Annotated in this window: 22 protein-coding genes; 8 read left to right on the top strand and 14 right to left on the bottom strand. The window is 41.7% G+C overall.

From position 1 onward, the window contains the following. Nucleotides 1–18 precede the first annotated feature (18 nt). Both nirD and ACOYVE_RS14325 read right to left on the bottom strand, forming a co-directional pair. Nucleotides 19–354, bottom strand: a complete 336-nt coding sequence (gene nirD / locus ACOYVE_RS14330; RefSeq protein WP_422882503.1) for a nitrite reductase small subunit NirD — start codon at nt 352–354, stop codon at nt 19–21. Continuing rightward, nucleotides 351–1202, bottom strand: coding sequence for an MBL fold metallo-hydrolase (locus tag ACOYVE_RS14325; protein WP_422882501.1), 852 nt, complete (start codon nt 1200–1202; stop codon nt 351–353). The genes nirD and ACOYVE_RS14325 overlap by 4 nt, the downstream gene beginning before the upstream one ends. Nucleotides 1203–1253: 51 nt before the next feature. Between ACOYVE_RS14325 and ACOYVE_RS14320 the strand changes: the two genes are divergently transcribed. Then, entirely contained in the window at nt 1254–2147 is an 894-nt protein-coding gene (locus ACOYVE_RS14320) for an endonuclease/exonuclease/phosphatase family protein (protein WP_014855091.1), read from the top strand. A 44-nt stretch (nt 2148–2191) separates the two neighbouring features. Here ACOYVE_RS14320 and ACOYVE_RS14315 read toward each other — a convergent pair whose 3' ends face one another. The 9 genes from ACOYVE_RS14315 to ACOYVE_RS14275 all read right to left on the bottom strand — a co-directional run bounded on the left by ACOYVE_RS14315 (nt 2192) and on the right by ACOYVE_RS14275 (nt 9146). After that, nucleotides 2192–2524, bottom strand: coding sequence for a 4Fe-4S dicluster domain-containing protein (locus tag ACOYVE_RS14315; RefSeq protein ID WP_014855092.1), 333 nt, complete (start codon nt 2522–2524; stop codon nt 2192–2194). Nucleotides 2525–2647: 123 nt separating this feature from the next. Then, nucleotides 2648–3358: a TPM domain-containing protein gene (locus ACOYVE_RS14310; RefSeq protein WP_422882498.1), complete on the bottom strand. Its 711-nt coding sequence runs from the start codon at nt 3356–3358 to the stop codon at nt 2648–2650. A 14-nt stretch (nt 3359–3372) separates the two neighbouring features. Next, nucleotides 3373–3978, bottom strand: coding sequence for a LemA family protein (locus tag ACOYVE_RS14305; protein WP_014855094.1), 606 nt, complete (start codon nt 3976–3978; stop codon nt 3373–3375). A 16-nt stretch (nt 3979–3994) separates the two neighbouring features. After that, a complete protein-coding gene (locus ACOYVE_RS14300; RefSeq protein WP_014855095.1) occupies nt 3995–5356 on the bottom strand; it encodes a PFL family protein in 1362 nt (453 codons plus the stop codon). 29 nt (nt 5357–5385) lie between these two features. Further along, the gene (locus ACOYVE_RS14295; RefSeq protein WP_422882497.1) at nt 5386–5814 is read right to left on the bottom strand and encodes an ACT domain-containing protein; all 429 of its coding nucleotides are present in this window, start codon (nt 5812–5814) and stop codon (nt 5386–5388) included. Continuing rightward, nucleotides 5811–6650, bottom strand: coding sequence for a hypothetical protein (locus ACOYVE_RS14290; RefSeq protein ID WP_422882495.1), 840 nt, complete (start codon nt 6648–6650; stop codon nt 5811–5813). Before ACOYVE_RS14290 ends, ACOYVE_RS14295 begins: the two co-directional genes overlap by 4 nt. Beyond that, nucleotides 6647–7504 carry a hypothetical protein gene (locus ACOYVE_RS14285; RefSeq protein ID WP_422882494.1) on the bottom strand — a complete coding sequence of 286 codons (858 nt, stop codon included), beginning with the start codon at nt 7502–7504 and terminating at the stop codon, nt 6647–6649. The genes ACOYVE_RS14290 and ACOYVE_RS14285 overlap by 4 nt, the downstream gene beginning before the upstream one ends. Continuing rightward, nucleotides 7491–7910, bottom strand: coding sequence for a membrane protein insertion efficiency factor YidD (gene yidD / locus ACOYVE_RS14280; protein ID WP_422882492.1), 420 nt, complete (start codon nt 7908–7910; stop codon nt 7491–7493). The genes ACOYVE_RS14285 and yidD overlap by 14 nt, the downstream gene beginning before the upstream one ends. Before the next feature lie 87 nt (nt 7911–7997). Next, nucleotides 7998–9146 carry an acyl-CoA dehydrogenase gene (locus ACOYVE_RS14275; protein ID WP_422882490.1) on the bottom strand — a complete coding sequence of 383 codons (1149 nt, stop codon included), beginning with the start codon at nt 9144–9146 and terminating at the stop codon, nt 7998–8000. Between the two features lie 118 nt (nt 9147–9264). On the opposite strand from ACOYVE_RS14275, the gene rlmN reads away from it, so the two are divergent. Genes rlmN through ACOYVE_RS14240 form a run of 7 tightly spaced genes read left to right on the top strand, consistent with a single transcriptional unit; the run spans nt 9265 to nt 15468 of the window. After that, nucleotides 9265–10326 (top strand): 23S rRNA (adenine(2503)-C(2))-methyltransferase RlmN, encoded by a 1062-nt coding sequence (gene rlmN / locus ACOYVE_RS14270; protein WP_422882488.1) that lies wholly within the window; start codon nt 9265–9267, stop codon nt 10324–10326. 16 nt (nt 10327–10342) lie between these two features. Next, complete coding sequence (locus ACOYVE_RS14265; protein ID WP_014855102.1) at nt 10343–10852, top strand: hypothetical protein; 510 nt, start codon at nt 10343–10345, stop codon at nt 10850–10852. Further along, nucleotides 10852–11286, top strand: coding sequence for a hypothetical protein (locus tag ACOYVE_RS14260; protein WP_422882486.1), 435 nt, complete (start codon nt 10852–10854; stop codon nt 11284–11286). The genes ACOYVE_RS14265 and ACOYVE_RS14260 overlap by 1 nt, the downstream gene beginning before the upstream one ends. A gap of 49 nt (nt 11287–11335) precedes the next feature. Beyond that, nucleotides 11336–13666 carry a TonB-dependent receptor gene (locus ACOYVE_RS14255; RefSeq protein ID WP_041355738.1) on the top strand — a complete coding sequence of 777 codons (2331 nt, stop codon included), beginning with the start codon at nt 11336–11338 and terminating at the stop codon, nt 13664–13666. 4 nt (nt 13667–13670) lie between these two features. After that, nucleotides 13671–14561 (top strand): DUF4249 family protein, encoded by an 891-nt coding sequence (locus ACOYVE_RS14250; RefSeq protein WP_422882484.1) that lies wholly within the window; start codon nt 13671–13673, stop codon nt 14559–14561. 44 nt (nt 14562–14605) lie between these two features. Continuing rightward, nucleotides 14606–14929, top strand: coding sequence for a DMT family transporter (locus tag ACOYVE_RS14245; protein ID WP_014855107.1), 324 nt, complete (start codon nt 14606–14608; stop codon nt 14927–14929). 2 nt (nt 14930–14931) lie between these two features. Further along, nucleotides 14932–15468 carry an RNA methyltransferase gene (locus ACOYVE_RS14240; RefSeq protein ID WP_014855108.1) on the top strand — a complete coding sequence of 179 codons (537 nt, stop codon included), beginning with the start codon at nt 14932–14934 and terminating at the stop codon, nt 15466–15468. Here the strand turns inward: ACOYVE_RS14240 and ACOYVE_RS14235 are convergent, their stop codons facing one another. The 3 genes from ACOYVE_RS14235 to ACOYVE_RS14225 are packed head-to-tail and all read right to left on the bottom strand — an operon-like array spanning nt 15469 to nt 18709. Continuing rightward, nucleotides 15469–16125: a helix-turn-helix domain-containing protein gene (locus ACOYVE_RS14235; RefSeq protein ID WP_014855109.1), complete on the bottom strand. Its 657-nt coding sequence runs from the start codon at nt 16123–16125 to the stop codon at nt 15469–15471. Beyond that, nucleotides 16122–18353 carry a tetratricopeptide repeat protein gene (locus ACOYVE_RS14230; protein WP_157867287.1) on the bottom strand — a complete coding sequence of 744 codons (2232 nt, stop codon included), beginning with the start codon at nt 18351–18353 and terminating at the stop codon, nt 16122–16124. The genes ACOYVE_RS14235 and ACOYVE_RS14230 overlap by 4 nt, the downstream gene beginning before the upstream one ends. Nucleotides 18354–18370: 17 nt before the next feature. Next, nucleotides 18371–18709 (bottom strand): P-II family nitrogen regulator, encoded by a 339-nt coding sequence (locus ACOYVE_RS14225; RefSeq protein ID WP_014855111.1) that lies wholly within the window; start codon nt 18707–18709, stop codon nt 18371–18373. Between the last annotated feature and the right edge of the window lie 4 nt (nt 18710–18713).

Below are 18713 nucleotides of genomic sequence, written 5' to 3'. Positions count from 1 at the left end.
TTGAATTATATAATTCAGTTACCAGTCGGGGAATCGATTATCCACTTTGACGTAGACATCGTCTCCGAATACTTTCACCTCGTAAACGCCTATGCCCCTTCTGCCGTTGGGCATAGAGCCGTCGTTCAAATTAAATTTCCAGCCGTGCAAAGGGCAAATTACATATTCGTTTTCTATTATTCCGTCGTACATAAGATGAGTTTTTTGATGCGGACAAATATTGCTTACGGCAAAGACGCTTTTTTTTACTTTAAATAAAGCTATTTCCACATCGTCCACAAAGAATTGTTTTCCTTCTTCGTCTTTCAATTCGTTTATGTTGCAAACTTTTACAAAACCGTCCGGAATTTTCATGGCAATTTTTCGAATTTTTCTCTTATTACTATTGCGCCTTTTTCATTGCGCTCTAAAGTTGCGGCGGCGCTGTACGGATCGTGCTCGAAAAACAGCGTCCAATTTTCTTCGACCGCTTGATTGAGTATATCAATTTTTTCTTTCAGTGTAACCAAAGGCTGGAGATCGTAACCCATTATATAGGGCAGCGGAATATGCGACGTAAACGGAATCAAGTCGGCGCAATAAAGAAGCTTAGTATCCGAATCGGAAATTTTAACCAATTGCTGACCAAATGTGTGTCCGTTAATTTCTATAAACTCGATTCCTTCGATTAGTATTTGATTTCCTTCGGTAAAGACGACCATATTTCTGTCCGCCAGCGGTTTGTATCGTTCTTTGAAGTAACTTGCTTTGTCCCGTAAGGAAGGATTCATTGCCCAATCATATTGCTTTTTTTGTATATAATAAGTCGCATTCGGAAAAGAAGGCTGCCACTGGCCGTCGACCAATTTTGTGGCTCCCCCGGTATGATCGAAATGAAGATGGGTAATTATAACGTCAGTTATATCTTCCGGATTAACGCCGTTTTGCGACAACGATTTTTCCATTGAAAATTGCGAATTATCAATACAGTAAATCCCTGAAAATTTTTCGCTCCAGTTTCCTCCCACGCCGGTATCGATTAATATTTTCCTTTCCGGAGACTCCAAGAGGAGGCAACGCGCATGAAGAAGAATTCTGTTTTGTTCGTCGGGAGGATTTGTCTTTTCCCAAAAAATTTTCGGAACTACGCCGAACATCGCGCCCCCGTCGAGTTTGAAACTGCAGGTTTCGACGGGAATCAGTTGATAGCTACCTATTTTCATAATTTTTTCTTATGTTTTTTATAAAATAACAAACTAATACGAAGGTATATAATGAACGCCCAAAACAGGTTGTTGAGTTCAGTTTTGGTGATTACTCTTTTTGCCGTATTAAGCTGCTCTACTACAAATCTAATAAAAAAAGAAGAAAAAGACGCCGTACCGATTAAAGTTATGACCTTTAACATAAGATACGGCGGCGCCGACGACGGAATAAACAGTTGGGATAACCGAAAAGATATTACATTCGAAGTTATTCGAAATTATTATCCGGATTTGTTGGGAATGCAGGAAGCGCTCAAATTTCAGTTGGACGAAACGCTCAACCAATTTCCCTATTATAATTATGTGGGCGTAGGCAGAGACAACGGGAAAACAGAGGGAGAATATGCGCCGGTATTGTATTTAAGAGACCGGTTTATAGTGGATACAAGCGGAACTTTCTGGTTTTCCGAGACTCCCGATATCCCCGGTTCTAAATCGTGGGGAAACGAAATCACTAGAATCAGCAGCTGGGCGCGGCTTTATGACAAATTTACCGGCAAGGCGCTCGAAATTTACAATCTGCATCTCGACCACAAATCGATGGAATCGAGAATTAAAAGCGCTCAACTGCTGCTAAAAAAAATAAATAAAAATATTCCGACTATAATTACGGGAGATTTTAACAGTTCCGAAGACGAAGAGACAATAAAATTGATATTAAATAACGGTTTTACGGATACCTATCGATTCCTTCATCCGAAATCCGAGCATGAAGGCACATATCACCGTTTTTCTGGAGACGACACTGGAAGTAAGATCGATTTTATCTTTGTATCGAAACATTTCAGAATTCTTGGGTCGGACATAATTAAAACGTACAGATTGACGGACGACAGGAAGCTCTATCCCTCTGACCACTTTCCCGTAACCGCGGAAGTTGCAATAAAATCTTCTGCGGAATAAAAGATTAGTCCCGAAGCGTTAAAAAGCTTCGGGACTTGAAAAAATTATCTTCCTAACGAATCCAGATATTCTTTCTTTTTGAGGAGAGTTTCTTTGTCTTCGACATGATTCGGATCGGGCACGCAGCAATCGACCGGACAAACAGCAGCGCATTGCGGTTCATCGTGGAAACCGACGCACTCGGTACATTTGTCGGGAACTATATAAAAGTAATCGTGCGAGAAAAAGCCCGTTGCGCCCGAAGGAGCAGGATCGTCGGGACCATAGGTTTTGCCTGCCAGAGTCCATTCCGCGCCGCCTTCATAAATTGCAGTATTAGGGCATTCGGGTTCGCATGCGCCGCAATTGATGCATTCGTCGGTTATCATTATAGCCATTTTTCAATTCTCCTGGTTTATTTGATAAAAGAAAATTTAGTTGAAAATCTTTGTAAAACCAATGAAATAATAATAAAAGGAGCAAATAACGTCAAGGAAAAAAGGACTTTCTCTCTTGAATTATCACCAACTTCCGCTGGCTCCGCCGCCTCCGAAAGAACCGCCTCCTCCGCTGAAGCCGCCTCCGCCGAAACCGCCTCCTCCCCAGCCGCCGCTTCTTCCGCCTCCCATTGAACCGATAACAAGCCAGGGCAGTAATCCTCCTCTTTTTCCCCCTCGGGTTAAGAGCAAAAAGAGTATTATCATTATTATATAACCGATCGGCGCTTTTACATTGTCATCGTCTACGCGTTTATCGTTCGTATACTCGCCTTTGACAGCCATCATAATTGCCGCTATTCCGGATTTAATACCCGAATAGTAATCTCCTTCTCTGAAATAGGGTCTCACCTCGTTTCGAAGAATCGAACTTGCAAGCGCGTCCGGCAACGCGCCTTCCAAACCGTATCCCACTTCAATGCGCATTTTTCTGTCCTCTTTTGCCACAAAGAACAAAACGCCGTTGTTTTTTCCGGCTCGCCCGATTTTATTCTTGTCGGCAACTTCATACGTATAATATTCGAGCGGATAACCCTGCAAAGAACGTATCATTAGAAATACGATTTGAGTGGAAGTCGAATCGTCAAAACTTTTTAACAAATAATTCAGCTCGCTCAGTTGCGACTGAGTGAGCGTAGAAGTAAAATCGTTGGCGTAGTTTTTAAGCGCTGGTATCTCCGGCTGCGCAGTCAACCGAAATGAAAATAAAAGTAATATAAAAACGATTTTTTTCATCAATAACAGATTCGCTAAAATTGAACTCTGGGAGCTTCTTCAGCGCCGGTTGCAGCGCGGAAATACTCTTTTTCTTTGAAACCCGCCATATTGGCAATCAAAGCGGCGGGGAAACGTTTTATTTGCGTATTATATTCCTGAACAACCTGATTATATTTCATTCTTTCCACTGCTATTCTGTTTTCCGTTCCTTCGAGCTGAGCCTGCAACTGAAGAAAGTTTTCGTTGGCTTTCAATTGGGGATAATTTTCCGAAACAACCAATAATCTCGATAACGCGCTGCTCAGCCCGTCCTGAGCCTGCTGGAATTTCCTGAAAGCTTCGGGGTCGCTTAACTGGTCGGGCGACAGTCTAATTTGACCGACTTTTGCTCTTGCTTCGGTAACCGCGGTATAAGTTTCTTTTTCGAAATTAGCCACCCCTTTGACTGTCTCCACCAGATTGGGAATCAGGTCATAACGCCGTTGATATTGATTTTCCACCTGACTCCAAGCCTGATTGACCTTTTCGTTCAAACCGATCAGATTATTGTAAACACCCACGCCCCATCCGACAATAACAAGAATAAGAATTACAAGCGCGGCGACTATACCGAGCGCAATCATTAAACCTTTTTTCATCGTACCTCCTGAAATATTAATTTGTTAGACTTCTCATAGGGGCAGGAATTCTGCCGCCTCTGTTTATAAAACCCGAACTGCAAAGTTTTTTGACTTCCATGACCGGAGCTTTACCCAGCAAACCGCCGTAATCCACAAAATCGCCGACCACTTTACCGAAAGCGGGAATTATTCTGACCGCGGTAGTTTTATCGTTAATCACACCGATAGCCGATTCGTCGGCGATTATACCGGCGATTGTTTCGACGGGAGTGTCTCCGGGTATTGCAATCATATCGAGTCCCACCGAACAAACAGCCGTCATAGCTTCGAGTTTTTCGAGAGTCAGATTCCCGTTTTGAACCGCCCGAATCATTCCCATATCTTCGCTGACCGGAATAAAAGCTCCGCTGAGACCTCCTACCGAAGAACTTGCCATCAAGCCGGCTTTCTTAACTGCGTCATTCAACATAGCCAGAGCCGCAGTTGTTCCCGGCGCGCCTACGTCTTCAAGTCCCATGGCTTTTAGAATGTCTCCTATACTGTCTCCCTCGGCGGGCGTGGGAGCCAAAGAGATATCGACTATGCCGAACGGGATGCCGTTTTTTTCGGCTACTTTCCTGCCGATTAATTCACCCGCTCGAGTAATCTTAAAAATAGTTTTTTTAATAACTTCAGCAAGTTGCTGCAAATCGACGCGTCCGGCTTCACGAATTGCGTCTAGCACAACGCCGGGCCCGCTAATACCGACATTTAACACTACTTCCGGCTCGCTGACGCCGTGGAATGCTCCTGCGACAAAAGGATTGTCTTCTACGGCATTGGCAAAGACAACCAGTTTTGCGCAACCGATAGAATCGTGGTCTTTTGTTAATTCGGCGGTTTTTTTAATCGCTTCCGCCATCAATCTGACAGCGTCGATATTGATACCGGTTTTCGTGGAGGCCACATTGACGCTTGAACAAACACGTTTTGTCGAAGCCAACGCAAGCGGTATCGAATTAATTAATTCCCTTTCGCCGTTAGTCATTCCTTTTTGAACCAAGGCGGAATATCCGGCGATGTAATCGATGCCGATATCAGCAGCCGCTTTATCGAGAGTCCGAGCAATCTCTACGAATTCCTCTTCTTTGCAGGAATCGAACGGTATCGATATAGGCGTAACGGAGACTCTTTTATTGGCAATCGAGATACCGTATTGAGCTTCGATTTCCTTTGCGTACTTTACGTGATTTTTCCCGTAACGAATTATCTTATCGTATATTTTCTGACAGGTTACTTTAATATTCCTGTCGGAGCAATCCCTCAAACTTATTCCCATTGTAACCGTACGGATGTCAAAGTGTTCGATTTCTGTCATCCGTATGGTTTCGAGGATTTCTTCGAATTCGTATTGCATAAGCGGATAATCTTATTTTGTGATAGTGATTAAATTCTGTGCATAAATCTGAAAACGTCTTCGTGCTGCAAATATATTTTAATTTTAAGGTCTTCGGCGACCTTTTGCATTTCGCTTTGAACATCGCTCAAATCTTTTGGCGAAGCCGTAATATCGATAATCATTATCATCGTAAAAAAGTCGCCCATAATTTTCTGACTCAAGTCGAGAATATCGCAACCGTTTTCCGCCAGCGCTTTTGTAACGGCAGCCACGATTCCGGGTTTATTCAATCCGAATGAAGTGAGAATAACCCTACCGGAATCCAGACTTTTGTTTTTCAGATCGATATTGTCGACGTTCATAGTTTCGATTTTGGAACGGACGGCATTTTTAATTTCGTCTTTTGTGGCTCCCAGCCCGAGTTCTTCGATAGTTTCGAGCGTAATTTTTCTTATAATATCTTCTGTGATTTTCATGGTTTTGCTCCGTCGTAATTTAACTGGAAATATGCGAGCGCTTTATTATAGATTTCTTTGTTCCTCTTGTAAGCGTTTCTTTCCGCCGCTTGAATATTACCTCTGTAAAAGCGCAGCCATAAGAGAGCGCCGTTTGTCATGCCGTCGAAAATTCGCTCGGCTGCAAATGCCTCTGCCGTAAAATATCCGAACAATAAATTATACCCGAGCGACATAAATCCTTGCAGATAATTTCCCATATAAATAAGACCACTTCCCGGCACAATATAAGAAATTGTTTTTGCAAAAGTAACCGAATATTTTTGCTCGATAACATTCCTGCATACGCGCTGCATATCATACGACAACTGATTTTCTTTTAAAATCCGATAAGCCTCGTCCCACTTATCGTTAAAAATATTAATCCAGGCTCTCCAGTAATTGAGAGAATCTCTTTTGTCGCCGAATCTTTCGTCTTTTTCAATTTCCTCAATAATTTCGTCGGCTCTAGCCAGAGTGCCCCTCAATATATTTACTTTAATCATTTCGATTTTTGTCCTGAACTCTTTGCCTCTGTCATCGGCGTCGAGAGAAGCCTTGAAAAAATATTTTACGGCGTCGTCGAAGCGCGCGCCTGCTTTGTACGATTTCCCTATCATAAAATTAGAGTAATACGAATACTCGGACGGACTGTTTGTCAGTTCGGCAAAAAACCGGAGCCTTTTATATTCGGTGATAGCGTCGAAATAATTCCCGCTTTTATACAAACTGTCGGCTTTCGCTCTTATGCTCTCAAGCGAATTTTGAGCGCTTAAAGCGGAAAAAAACAGAAAGAATATCAAAAGTAATTTTTTCATTTTACATTCAAATCCGGCATGTAATAATTTCTTGACTCAAAATAAAATCTGATTTTTTTATCGGTATCGACGCGGATTCTCGCGTTGTAGATATTCGCAGCCGCAACCGATCCGTAAATATTACCCGCGTAAAAAGCCGCCGCCATACCGGCAAAGAGATAACCTCTGAATTTATGATCATGCTGAAAAGCCGAAACCGAGAGATAAGCCGTAAGACCCGTAACTATAAACGAAGCGATCCCGTCGCTAATGTTACCAGTATAAATTTTCCCTGCGCCCGGTATGATCGCCGACAGGATTCCCGCTTTCAATTCGCTTTTAACCGGCGGATTAAATTTAAGATAATATAAACTTTTTATTTCGGTTTTGTTCGAATCCGGAAACGCCCCGAAAAACTCAGACGTGTCCGACGCCTTTTTGCCTTCGTACAGATACGATATGGCGGACAGTAATTTCACGTTTGTTTTGTATTCTTCCGGTTGATAGACATCATATTCAGCCAATTTTCTGAAGTTATCCAAATTTCCGGTCAAAAAACACGAAAGGTAAAATTTTAATTTTGCTTTCTCTCCAAGTTTCGAATTAAAGAAGAGCGATTTGAAATTAACGGCAGCCTCTTCGTAACGCCTCATATTAAAAAAACAATCGGCGTATTTAAATAGCGCCGTGTCGTTATGCGAAAATTTGAGATAAGCCCTGTATTCGTCGAGAGCGCGCAGATAGTCGTTAGAGTCATAAAGATAATCGGCAAACTTCAGACGGTACTCGGGAGAATAAAAATCGAATTCGGCTGTTTGAGCGATAAGCCTGTTAGAAAACAAAAAAAGAATTAGAAAAAGCTTACTTATCTTCATTCGGAATCGCCTGATATTTATTCGGTAATAAAGAATAGATTTCGGGAGGGTCGTAAAATTTTCCGCTTGCCGAGACGGGATAGTCTTCAAGTCCTTTGAAAAAATTTATGTCTCTCACAAAACGGTCCGAAAACATCAGAAATCCTTTAAAAATGCCTTCCGATTTAATCGATCTGACGAAGAAAGCCGAACAGGAAGGCTCAAACGGACAATTGTCCCCGTCCACATCGGATATAAAATACCGATAACCGTTTGCAAGGAATGAAAGTAAATCGTTATTACTCCGTTGACTACTCTCGGTTTTTACCCACGTATAGTTAGGCTCAACGGCATTCCATTTAGTCCATTCGGGTTGCGCGTTTAACGATGCGTATAAAATCAAAATAAACAGATATACTCGTTTCATAACTTTAATTAAGTTAAAGTGTACTAAAATAACTAAATTTAACGACAAGATGCAGGGCGGAGTAGGGATTCCGCCCTTTAAAAATAATTACTCGAAATGTTTTAATATTTCTCTAGCAATAACAATTCTCTGAATTTCCGATGTGCCTTCGTAAATTTCGGTAATTTTTGCGTCGCGCAGGTACCTTTCCACCAAATATTCCCTTACGTATCCGTAGCCTCCGTGAATTTGAATGGCTTCGAGCGAGTTTTCGACAGCGACTTTTGAAGAATATAATTTTGCCGTCGCAGCAGCTTCGATATAATCGATATGCTTATCCTTAAGAAATGCGGCTTTTAAGGTAAGGAGTTTAGCCGCTTCGAGATTAACCGACATTTCCGCAAGCTTGAACTGAATTGCTTGCAGATTGGCTATTTCGGTTCCGAAAGCTTTGCGGGTTTTGGAATACTTAACCGCAGCCGAGAAAGAGGCTTTCGCAATACCGCAAGCTTGAGCCGCTATGCCGATTCGCCCGCCGTTCAATGTATTCATCGCTACATTAAAACCTTTTCCGACTTCCCAAAGAATATTTTCTTCGGGCACTTCGCAATTTTCGAACAACAAGGAACACGTGTCGCTGCTACGGATGCCCAGTTTGTCTTCCTTTTTGCCGTGAGTAAATCCGGGAGTTCCTTTTTCTACGATAAAGCAAGTAATTCCTTTGTGGCGTTTTTCCCTGTCGGTTTGAGCGAACACAAGATAATAATCAGCGTTTATGCCGTTTGTAATCCAATTTTTAACGCCGTTAATAATCCACCTGTCGCCTTTTTTAACCGCCGATGTATGTTGATGAGTAGCGTCGCTGCCGGCTTCCGGTTCGGATAATGCAAAGGCGCCTAATTTATCGCCCCGCGCCAGAGGTTTAAGATATTTTTCTTTCTGATAATCCGATCCCCATTCTTCCAATCCGTAGCAGACAAGCGAATTATTCACAGACATAATCACTCCAAGACTAGCGTCCACTTTGGAAATCTCAATCATAGCCAGCACATAACTAACGGTGTCCAGTCCTGCGCCGTCGTATTCCGGAGACACCATCATGCCCATAAATCCCAGCTCCCCCATTTTTTTAACCAGATCGTGCGGAAATTCGGCGTTGATATCGCGATCGACGGCTGACGGAGCCGCTTCGTTTTCCGCAAATTCTCTGGCCGCCTGTTGAATCAACAGATGTTCTTCGGTTAAATTAAAATCCATAAATGCTCCCGCATTCGTTAAAATTATTTTGTTTGATATGAAACTACGGAATGGAATTTCGAATAGCAACCGAATTATTGACGGGCAATTAATCCCGCGAGTACATATATTTGCCGTTATGAATGGGAATTCTAAGAAAATATTAAAAGGACTCACTCTGAAAGAGCTGCGCAGTTACTTTGAATCGATAGGCGAGGCAAAGTACCGGGGCGATCAGCTTTTTAACTGGATTTATAACCACATCGTATTCGACGCCGAAGAGCTATCCAATTTTCCGAAAAATTTACGCATCCGGCTGGCTGAAGAGACCGAATTAATAACGCTGACGCTTCAGGACAAACAACATTCGGTTTCGACGGGCACTGTCAAATACTTATTCTCTACAAAAGACGGACACAAAATAGAATCGGTGCTAATTCCCGACGGCGACAGAAATACTCTCTGTTTGTCCACGCAGGTAGGCTGCCCTCTCGATTGTAAATTCTGCGCTACGGGTTTAATGGGTTTCAAAAGAAATTTATCCGCCGGAGAAATTACAGACCAGTATTTATTAATCGCTTCTGACTATGGGAAGGAAAAAATTACAAATATTGTTTTTATGGGAATGGGAGAGCCGCTAACGAATTACAGGAACACTCTTACAGCCATAGAAATATTCACACACGAACTATCCAAAAGTTTGAGCCGAAATCGTATTACGGTATCCACAGCGGGAATACCTGATAGAATAAGAGAGCTTGCCGACAGCGGCTTACGAGTTAAACTTGCATTCTCGCTTCACTCCGCATTTGACGATATCCGCAACAAAATTATGCCCATAAATAAAAAATATCCGCTGGAAAAGAATATAGAAGTATTGAAGTATTATGCGGCGAAAACAAAAACTCGGATTACTTTCGAATATACGATGCTTAAGAGCATAAACGACCGGGATGAAGACATTAAAGAATTAGCCAAAATATGCAGCAGGATTCCTTCCAAAATAAACATCATTCCGTTTAACAGCATAAAACATATGAATCCCGGAGGAATTTCCGCGGAATTGGAACCGACTCCATACGAAGAGATTATAAACTTTGCAGATAAATTGAGACAACGCAACATAAGCGTATTTATAAGAGATACGCAGGGCGACGACATTGCGGCTGCCTGCGGGCAACTGGCAGTTAAATACAACTAAACAAAGAGGAGCAACCATGAAAGCAGTAATCATCATCCTGCTTTCGTTTATTCAAGTTTATTCGCAATCGGAAGTGGAAAAAGCAAAAACCGTTTTAATACTGCCTTTTTACGAAAGAGAGTTCAACGTATCAAGCGAATTATATCATTCTCTCAAAACGGGTTTTATGAGAGAAGATTATATTGTATTGACAAACGATACCGTATGGAATAAAATTGACAGTCTCGATATTTCATTTAACGATATCGATTCCGAGATTGCCGATTCGATAAAAAAAATAATCGACTGCGATTTAATAGTCTACGGAAGAATCGACGAAGACATTAAACCCCGCACTTCGCCTGCGCACGACAGAAACGTTTCTTACAAGCCTTTTATAATAAAGGTATACGACACGCGTACCCAATCTCTGGTTCTCTACGAAAGGATTGAACTTATAAACAGGTGGGGACTTTTCAGCGACAATACGGAAATACACGATATCGGATATAAAACGGCGTTGAAATTAAGAACGCGAGGGTATTAATGAAAAATCGTACGCTAGTTCTGATTGCGATAATTATTCTGTGTTGCGGCTGTGAGGAGACGAATTTCGAGCCGGAAACACATAATTTCCGGTTCGAGCAATTGCCCGGCTGCCAGACTCTGGTATATAATAATTTGGAGAAAGCCGGAGCGGACAGTTGCTTTAACTACAGCTTTTTCGAAAAATTAGTTGTTGAATTTTGCGTAAGCGGTAATTGTTGTCCCGATTCCAATCGATTCGCAGTGGAAAGTAAAGAGCTCGGCGATACCATTACAATATCGGTTCAGGACACTGCCGCCAATTTGTGCAGGTGTAATTGCAATTATATTATTTTAACCGAATTTCAGAATTTGACCGGGAACAATTATTTTGTCAAATGCACGGATAAGGAATCGGGCAGAGTTCTCTACTTGAAAGAAGTAAAGCGCCGCTGACTTCTTCTTAATTAATTCGTCTAACACCGGTGAATATTCTTTGTTTTGTATGAAAAAGTCGATACTAATTTATATTCTCTTTACTACTCTTATTTATTCGCAAGGGAAAGGGACATTAAGCGGATTTATATACGACGCCTCCAACGGCGAGGCATTGATAGGCGCCAATATTTATCTGAAAGTGATTAATCTGGGCGCCGCTTCGAACGGCAGCGGCTACTTCGCCATACCGAATATTCCCGAAGGATCGCACGAGTTAATTGCAAGTTATATCGGGTACAAAACTTTTCAAACAAAAATTACAATTAAAAACGGCGAAGAAAAGAGACTCGACATTAAATTGGAACCCGGGGCTGTAATAAGCCGGGAAGTTGTAGTTTCTGCGGACTCGGTCGGAATGCCCGAAAGATTATTCAACAAACCGGTTTCCAAAATCGACCTTTCGCCCGTACAATTGGGAAAAGTGCCTCAGGTTGTGGAAGCCGACCTCCTCCGAACGCTGCAAAGCATGCCCGGCATAGTTCCCGTTTCCGATTTTTCGTCGGCAATTTATGTGAGAGGAGGCACGCCCGATCAAAATTTATTTTTAATCGACGGCACAGACGTTTACAATCCCGAACATGCATTCGGATTGTTTTCAACTTTCAATACCGACGCAATCAAAAAAGTGGAAGTCTATAAAGGAGGATTCGGAGCCGAATACGGCGGTCGCCTTTCGGCTGTGATTAACGTTATAAACAACGACGGAAACCGGAACAATTTCGAAGGCAAAGCTACGTTGAGTCTGCTTACGCTCAACACTACATTACAAACCCCGATCGGTAAAATCGGTTCCCTTTCCGGTTCTGTAAGGCGCACTTATCTCGACCAGACGCTTGCAAAAGTGATCGACGATATACCCGACTATTATTTTCTGGACGGCAACATAAAAGCTTTTTTCGACATTAATAACAAGAATAAACTAAGCGTAAGTTTCTACGGCGGAATTGACGACCTCGATTTTAAATTGGACAAAGACCGTCCGCAGTCCTTCGGATTCAAGTATGTTTGGGGAAATCAGACGGGAAGCATAAACTGGAGAACTATCTTTTCGCCGAAGCTATTTGGAAATTTTTGGATTACAGCCAGCAGATTTTTTTCCGACTTCAATATTGATATAGTGGAATTCAGCGAGGCAAACAGAATCGAAGATTTTACTATCAAGGGAGCGGTCGATTATTTCTACAGCAAAGAATTTACTTTTAAATTCGGATTCGAGCAGAAAAATATTAACGGGGCGTTGAAGCAGGAATTTACATCGGCGCGCATCGACGTATCGAAACACCGAACTCTCTATTCGCTCTATTTCAGCGCGCAATGGGCGCCCAATCCGCTCTGGGATATCGAAGCGGGCTTAAGATACGACTATTTCGTTTCGGACAAAAATTTCAGCAATCTCGACCCGCGCTTGACCGTAAAGTACAGACTTACCGAAAAAAGCAATCTTAAATTTTCAACCGGAATTTTTCATCAATATGCAAACAGAATACCGAGATTATTTTTCGTAAGTATTTGGGTAAGCGCCGACGATTATATAAACGGCTCAAGCTCAAACCACTATATACTCAGTTATCAGCGGATACTGTCAAAAAATATCGAATTCGAAGTAGAGGGTTATTATAAAACCTACAATAACATTTATTCGTTCAATCCGAATTACCGCGCCGAGGTCGAGCCACAGGGATATACGAAAGATAACTTGCCGGTGTTTGCTTCGACCAAAGGATTATTCAACCGGGGCGACGGATATTCGAGAGGACTTGAAATTTTGTTAAGAAAAGACGCGGGCGCTTTAACAGGATGGCTGGCGTACTCATGCGCGCAAACCGAGTATCTGATTGACAACGTAAATAAGAACAATTATTTCAAGCCCCGACACGACAGAACTCACGCAATAAATTTTGTTCTGAATGCCGATTTAAGCAATCTGTTAAACGAGTTATACGGCAGAAAATTTGCAAACAGCGACAAGCAATGGAGTCTGGGATTAAACTTCACTTACTTTTCGGGGCAGCCGATAACCCTTCCCGCATCGGTCTATATTGCCAACTCGGTTCCCGACTGGGACATAACCAAAAACAGTTTACAGCTCTATCCTTCAGACATTAACGAATTCCGGCTGCCTTACTACGCAAGACTCGATTTCAGTCTCAATTACAAAATAACATACGACGGCTGGTCGCTTTCTCCTTATCTTCAGGTATTTAATCTTCTCAACAGAAAAAATGTGTGGTTCATACAGTACGAAAACGAAATCGAAAACAATACGGCGAAATTGAAAGTAAAAAACGTGACAATGTTTCCAATACTTCCGAGCGTGGGAATTACAATAAAATTCTAAAAACATGAAAAAATATTTATTTGCTATATTGAGCTTGTTGTTGGTTATGTGCGGCGAGGGAACCGTTGAAATCGGCTCCGGACAGTACAAACCGAAAATCGTAGTGGAAGGCTATATAATTCCGGGCAATCCGATAAAGGGAATCAGAATAACAAGAAACTTCCCCATTAACACTCAGCCCAATCCTTTCTCTCTTATTCTCAAAAACGCAGAAGTTAAAATTACCGAGTTGGAAACGGGTAAAACCGAAATTCTTACATATAACGATTCTACATTTTCATTCGAAGGCGCATTAAATTTTATTGTGGATTACGATAAATCCTACAGACTGACAATCGAAGCGGATATTGACGGCAAAAGACTGAAAGCTTCGTCAACGACGACTACGCCGGCAAAAGGTTTCGAAGTAATAAGGGAAGAATCGATACTCGATTCGATGAAGTACCGTCAAACGGGCGCCGACGGCAAAGTTAATAATTTCAAAGTTGTATTTAAGCCCTCTCCGGGCACGGGATTTTATGTGTTTTCAATCGTTGCGCTCGACGCGTCGTATTCCTCTTTTATATATGAAAATCCGTATATAGAAATCGATTCGTCGGATCTCGACGAAAGTTTCGATAATTTCAGAAATCAACTTAAGTGGCTGCAGTTCGTAAATTCATCGGCTGAAAAAATCGAGTACAATATCGAATGGCTCGATACATGGTTTTACGGCAGATACCGACTGATAATTTATGCGGGCGACGAAAATTTTCGCCGGTTTCTATTAACTCACGGCAGCGTTCAGGACCCCGACGGCAATTTTCATGAGCCCTTGATGAATTTCGAAGGCGAAGCAATCGGCGTCTTCGGGTCGTATCAGGCAGACACGCTCTATTTCAAGGTTCTTAAGTAATATCCTTCCATATTTATTATCTTTACCGGAAAAATATTTTTCTTATGGGATGGATCTACATATTTATCGCCGCTTTATTCGAAATAAGCTGGGTTGTCGGACTAAAGTACAGCGACGGTCTCACTAATCTGAAAGCGAGCATATTTACAATTATAACGATGCTGCTTAGTTTTTATTTTTTGGCTCTCGGTTCAAAAGAATTGCCGATTGGCACCGCTTATGCTGTATGGACGGGCATAGGAGCCGTCGGCACGGTTATCTACGGAATGCTCTTTTTCAATGAGTCGAAAGAATTTTTAAGAATCTTTTTTATTATGATTATTATTCTTGGAATAATCGGACTGAAATTAACGGACAAACAAATCTGACTATGAGAAAATTATCGCACGAAGAAATTTCAAAAAACCGAAGCACTTTGGAAACGCTCCATCGAGTCAGCAAATTGCCGGTATATGCCGTTCTTCACAATATCAGAAGCAGTTATAATGTCGGCTCGATATTACGCACCTCAGACGGAGCCATGGTCGAAAAACTCTATTTATGCGGATTCACGCCCGCTCCTCCCAAAAAAGAAGTGCTCAAGACTTCGCTCGGAGCCGAAGAGAGCGTGGCGTGGGAATATGCAAAAGATACAAAGAGCGTTATCCTTGAACTTAAATCCAAAGGCATTAAGATTTGCGCTTTGGAGTTGACCGACAACAGCAAGCCGTATTATAACCTTACCAAAAACGACTTTCCTCTTTGTCTTGTGGTGGGAAATGAAATCAGCGGCGTGACAGACGATATTCTCGAATTGTGCGACTTTTCGATTGAAATTCCGCAATACGGCATAAAGCAGTCTCTCAACGTAGCGGTAGCTTATGGCATCTCGATATTCGATTTAAGAAGAATCTACGATACCAAATAATCAGCCGGCATACGTAAAATAGCTTTCGCCCTTGTCGTTGATATGAATGAGCAAAATATTCGCGCGAACGAGTTTTATCAAAGTTCGAGAAGCTCTTCGCTCCGATATATTTGCAATTTTACATAGAGTTTTAACCGTAATGGTTTCATATTTATCGAGATATTCAAAAACAATCTTTTCATTTTTTCCAAGCGAATAATTTTTCAACGAAACGCCGGAGGATTGCGTCTGTAACAATTTAATCATTTCCTTGCTTGCCTGAACGCTCTTATCGTTAATTCTGACGTAAACAAGCGCGCTGTTCAAATCCAGAATCTGTCGATAATCCTGCAGACGATGAGGTTTGAGATTCGATTCTTTTATTTCGACTGCCAGTATTTCTTTGTTTTTAATCGGAACGACAAACGTGGAATATTCAACGGGCGGTTCGATAAATTCCCGCGCCGTTTTTTCGATTAATTCGAGGTCGGATTTTTCGCTTTCAATGCCGTAGATTGTCTTGTCGTCGTCTACTCCGATCAGTAAGTAACCGCCTCGAGTATTAGCAAAAGCCATCATTTCCTTGGCGATTTTTTCGTAGGAAGAAAATCGTTGTTTGAATTCCACATAAAGATTTTCTCCTCCTTCGATCAATTCAAATATTTTTTTGCGGTTCATTTCAAAAGCTTTTTCTTGGCAGAATCGGCTTTCTCCTCGTTTCTTATTACGGCGGGTTTTATCGTATCCTGTTTAATGCCTTCGGATTTTTCTTTTTGAATTACCTCCTTTTTCATCAATTCTTTTTTCCGATCAACCGAGTCGGGAGAGCCTTCGTTGTCGGCAATTTCTTTTATCTTTACCGTATCTTTGGCTTCGTTCAGCTTTTCGGCTTTTTCCTTTTCCACCCTTTCCAGTTCGTCCTGGTACGTCTTATACTTTGCCACCACCGCTTTACCGTACGGAGTCGAGAGATAATCTTTGGAAGTCAAAATTCTGTAATAAAATGCCGCGGAATCGTTTTTAGCTTGTTCTTCGTATATAAATCCGATATAATAAATTGATTTGGGAGCGTACGGGGAACGCGGATGCTGAAGATAAATATTTTTGAACGCGGCAATGGCATCGTGATAATTTTTCTGATAATATTTTTTCTCGGCATCGACGTATAATTTTTCTACCGGATCTCCTGTTTCTTTAACTTCGGTCACATCCTCTATTAAGCCGAGCTGTCTTCCCGCCGCCGTATATAATTTATGCCCCGGATAATTGTCGTAGATTATTCTGAAAAGACTATCGGCTTTTTCTTTTGCTCCTTGCGATTCGTAATATGTACCGAGCGCGTAAAGAGTGTTAACCTTAAATTGGCTTTCCGGGTATTCATCCAGAACTTTGTTGAAATAAACCAACGCCGAGTCGGTATTATTTAGCTCGGAATAGAACAGGTTTCCTTTTTCAAACAGGTTCTGGGCAATCAAGGATTTAATCGAGTCGACGCTAATGGTAGGACGAGTTGGCTTTTTGGCTTTTCCTTTTGCAATCAGTTCGATTAACGAGAGATTCTTCTCGGACAAATTAGTAGTGTCGCTTACCGTTGTGTCGCTCGCAGCGACAGAATCCTGCTGCGGTTCATCTCCTCTTCCTCTTCTCAAAGGATTATTGGTCCTCGATGCATTCTGCTCCATCTTCTGCCTGTTTTGAGCCACATACTGCTTGAAGGCAATATCGTAGTCGACAGAATCGCGAATAAATCTGTCGGGATTTACCGCATAATCGTATTGCAGATTCAGATCGTTAATCTGGTCGTTTAGCTTGAAGTATTTATCCATTACTTTATTGTGGGAGACAATTTCGGCTTTCAAATCCTTGTCGATCAAGGGAGAAGTGACGGCTTTATTATAATATTTATACGCGCTGTCGAAATCCCCTTTATACATTTCATAAATTTTACCGATCATAATATCCGCGGATACGGCTGTATTTTTCTTTTTGTAAGTTGTATCGATATCCTTGTAGATATCGAGAGCCTTATCTATCTCTCCTTTCTCGAAGTAAATATTTCCCAGTTCCAGTACAATTCGGTCTTCCCGTTCCTTAAATTTGCCTTCTCCCAACAAATCATTTATCAATTCTTCGCTTTCGTCGACGTTTCCAAGGTCTTTCAGAAGTCTTGCGTATTCGATTCTGCTTTCGAATTCGACATCGAATGAGGGAGAGAAGTCGAGAACTTTGGCAAAAGATTCGAGCGCTTTTTCTTTGTTGTCCAAAAGCAAATAAATTTTACCGAGCTGATAATAGATCAACGCCACGGTTTCATCGTCTTCGGCATTTTCAAGAAATTCATTACACTCTGCGACGGCATCTTCATATTGTTCTCTGAAAAGCAGAAACGCTATTTTTGTAATTGAAGCTTTTTCGAACAATTCGTACTCTTCCTCGGCAAGGGACGTTTGCTTGACTTCTTCGATGAGGCGTAATCCCTCTTCAAAATTGCGCAATTGCAAATGCGTTTTAGCAAGCCACAGTTTGTTTTCCAGGGCGTAATCGGATTCGGGAATAGCGGACAATTCAATAAACTTGCGTTGAGCCCTTGCATATTCCTGCTGATAATAAAACGCTTTTCCGGTAAGAAACAGGGCGTCGTCAAAATAGGAAGATTCGGTATCGAACTGCAAAATTCTGGAGCATTTTTCAATAACTCTGGTAAATTCCTTATCGAGCTGAGGGCGCGCTTTTTCCGTTCTGAAAGCAAAGGGGTCGGTTTGTTCTTTTAATAGATCTTCTTCGGCGCGTTCAAAAATAGTTTTTGCATTATAGTAGGTATTAAAATAAGTGGTAAAATTTTTCCATAGGCTGCAAGAATAGAACAGGAACGCGAGCGTAATAAAAATAAATATTCTCTTGAACATATAATTACCGTTAAATTTCAAAGCGCTTCGGTGCCCGATTCGTCGGTACGAATTCTGATTGCATCGGAAATATCGGAAATAAAAATTTTGCCGTCGCCCACCTGTCCGGTTTTGGCTGTAGTTAAGATGGCATCGATGGCTTTTTCGAAAATCGATTCGTCGACTACGACTTCGAGTTTAATTTTGGGAACGAATTCGATTTGATATTCGCTCCCCCTGTAAGTTTCTTTATGGCCCTTTTGACGCCCGTAGCCGCGGACTTCTGTAATTGTCATTCCTCTTACGCCTACTTCGAGGAGAGCCTCTTTGACTTCGTCGAGTTTGAAAGGACGAATTATGGCTTCTATTTTTTTCATAAAG

Origin of the sequence: Melioribacter sp., from assembly GCF_049325435.1 — a bacterium.
GTDB classification, from domain to species: Bacteria; Bacteroidota; Ignavibacteria; order Ignavibacteriales; family Melioribacteraceae; genus Melioribacter; species Melioribacter roseus.
This window is presented reverse-complemented; position numbering and strand designations above follow the sequence as displayed.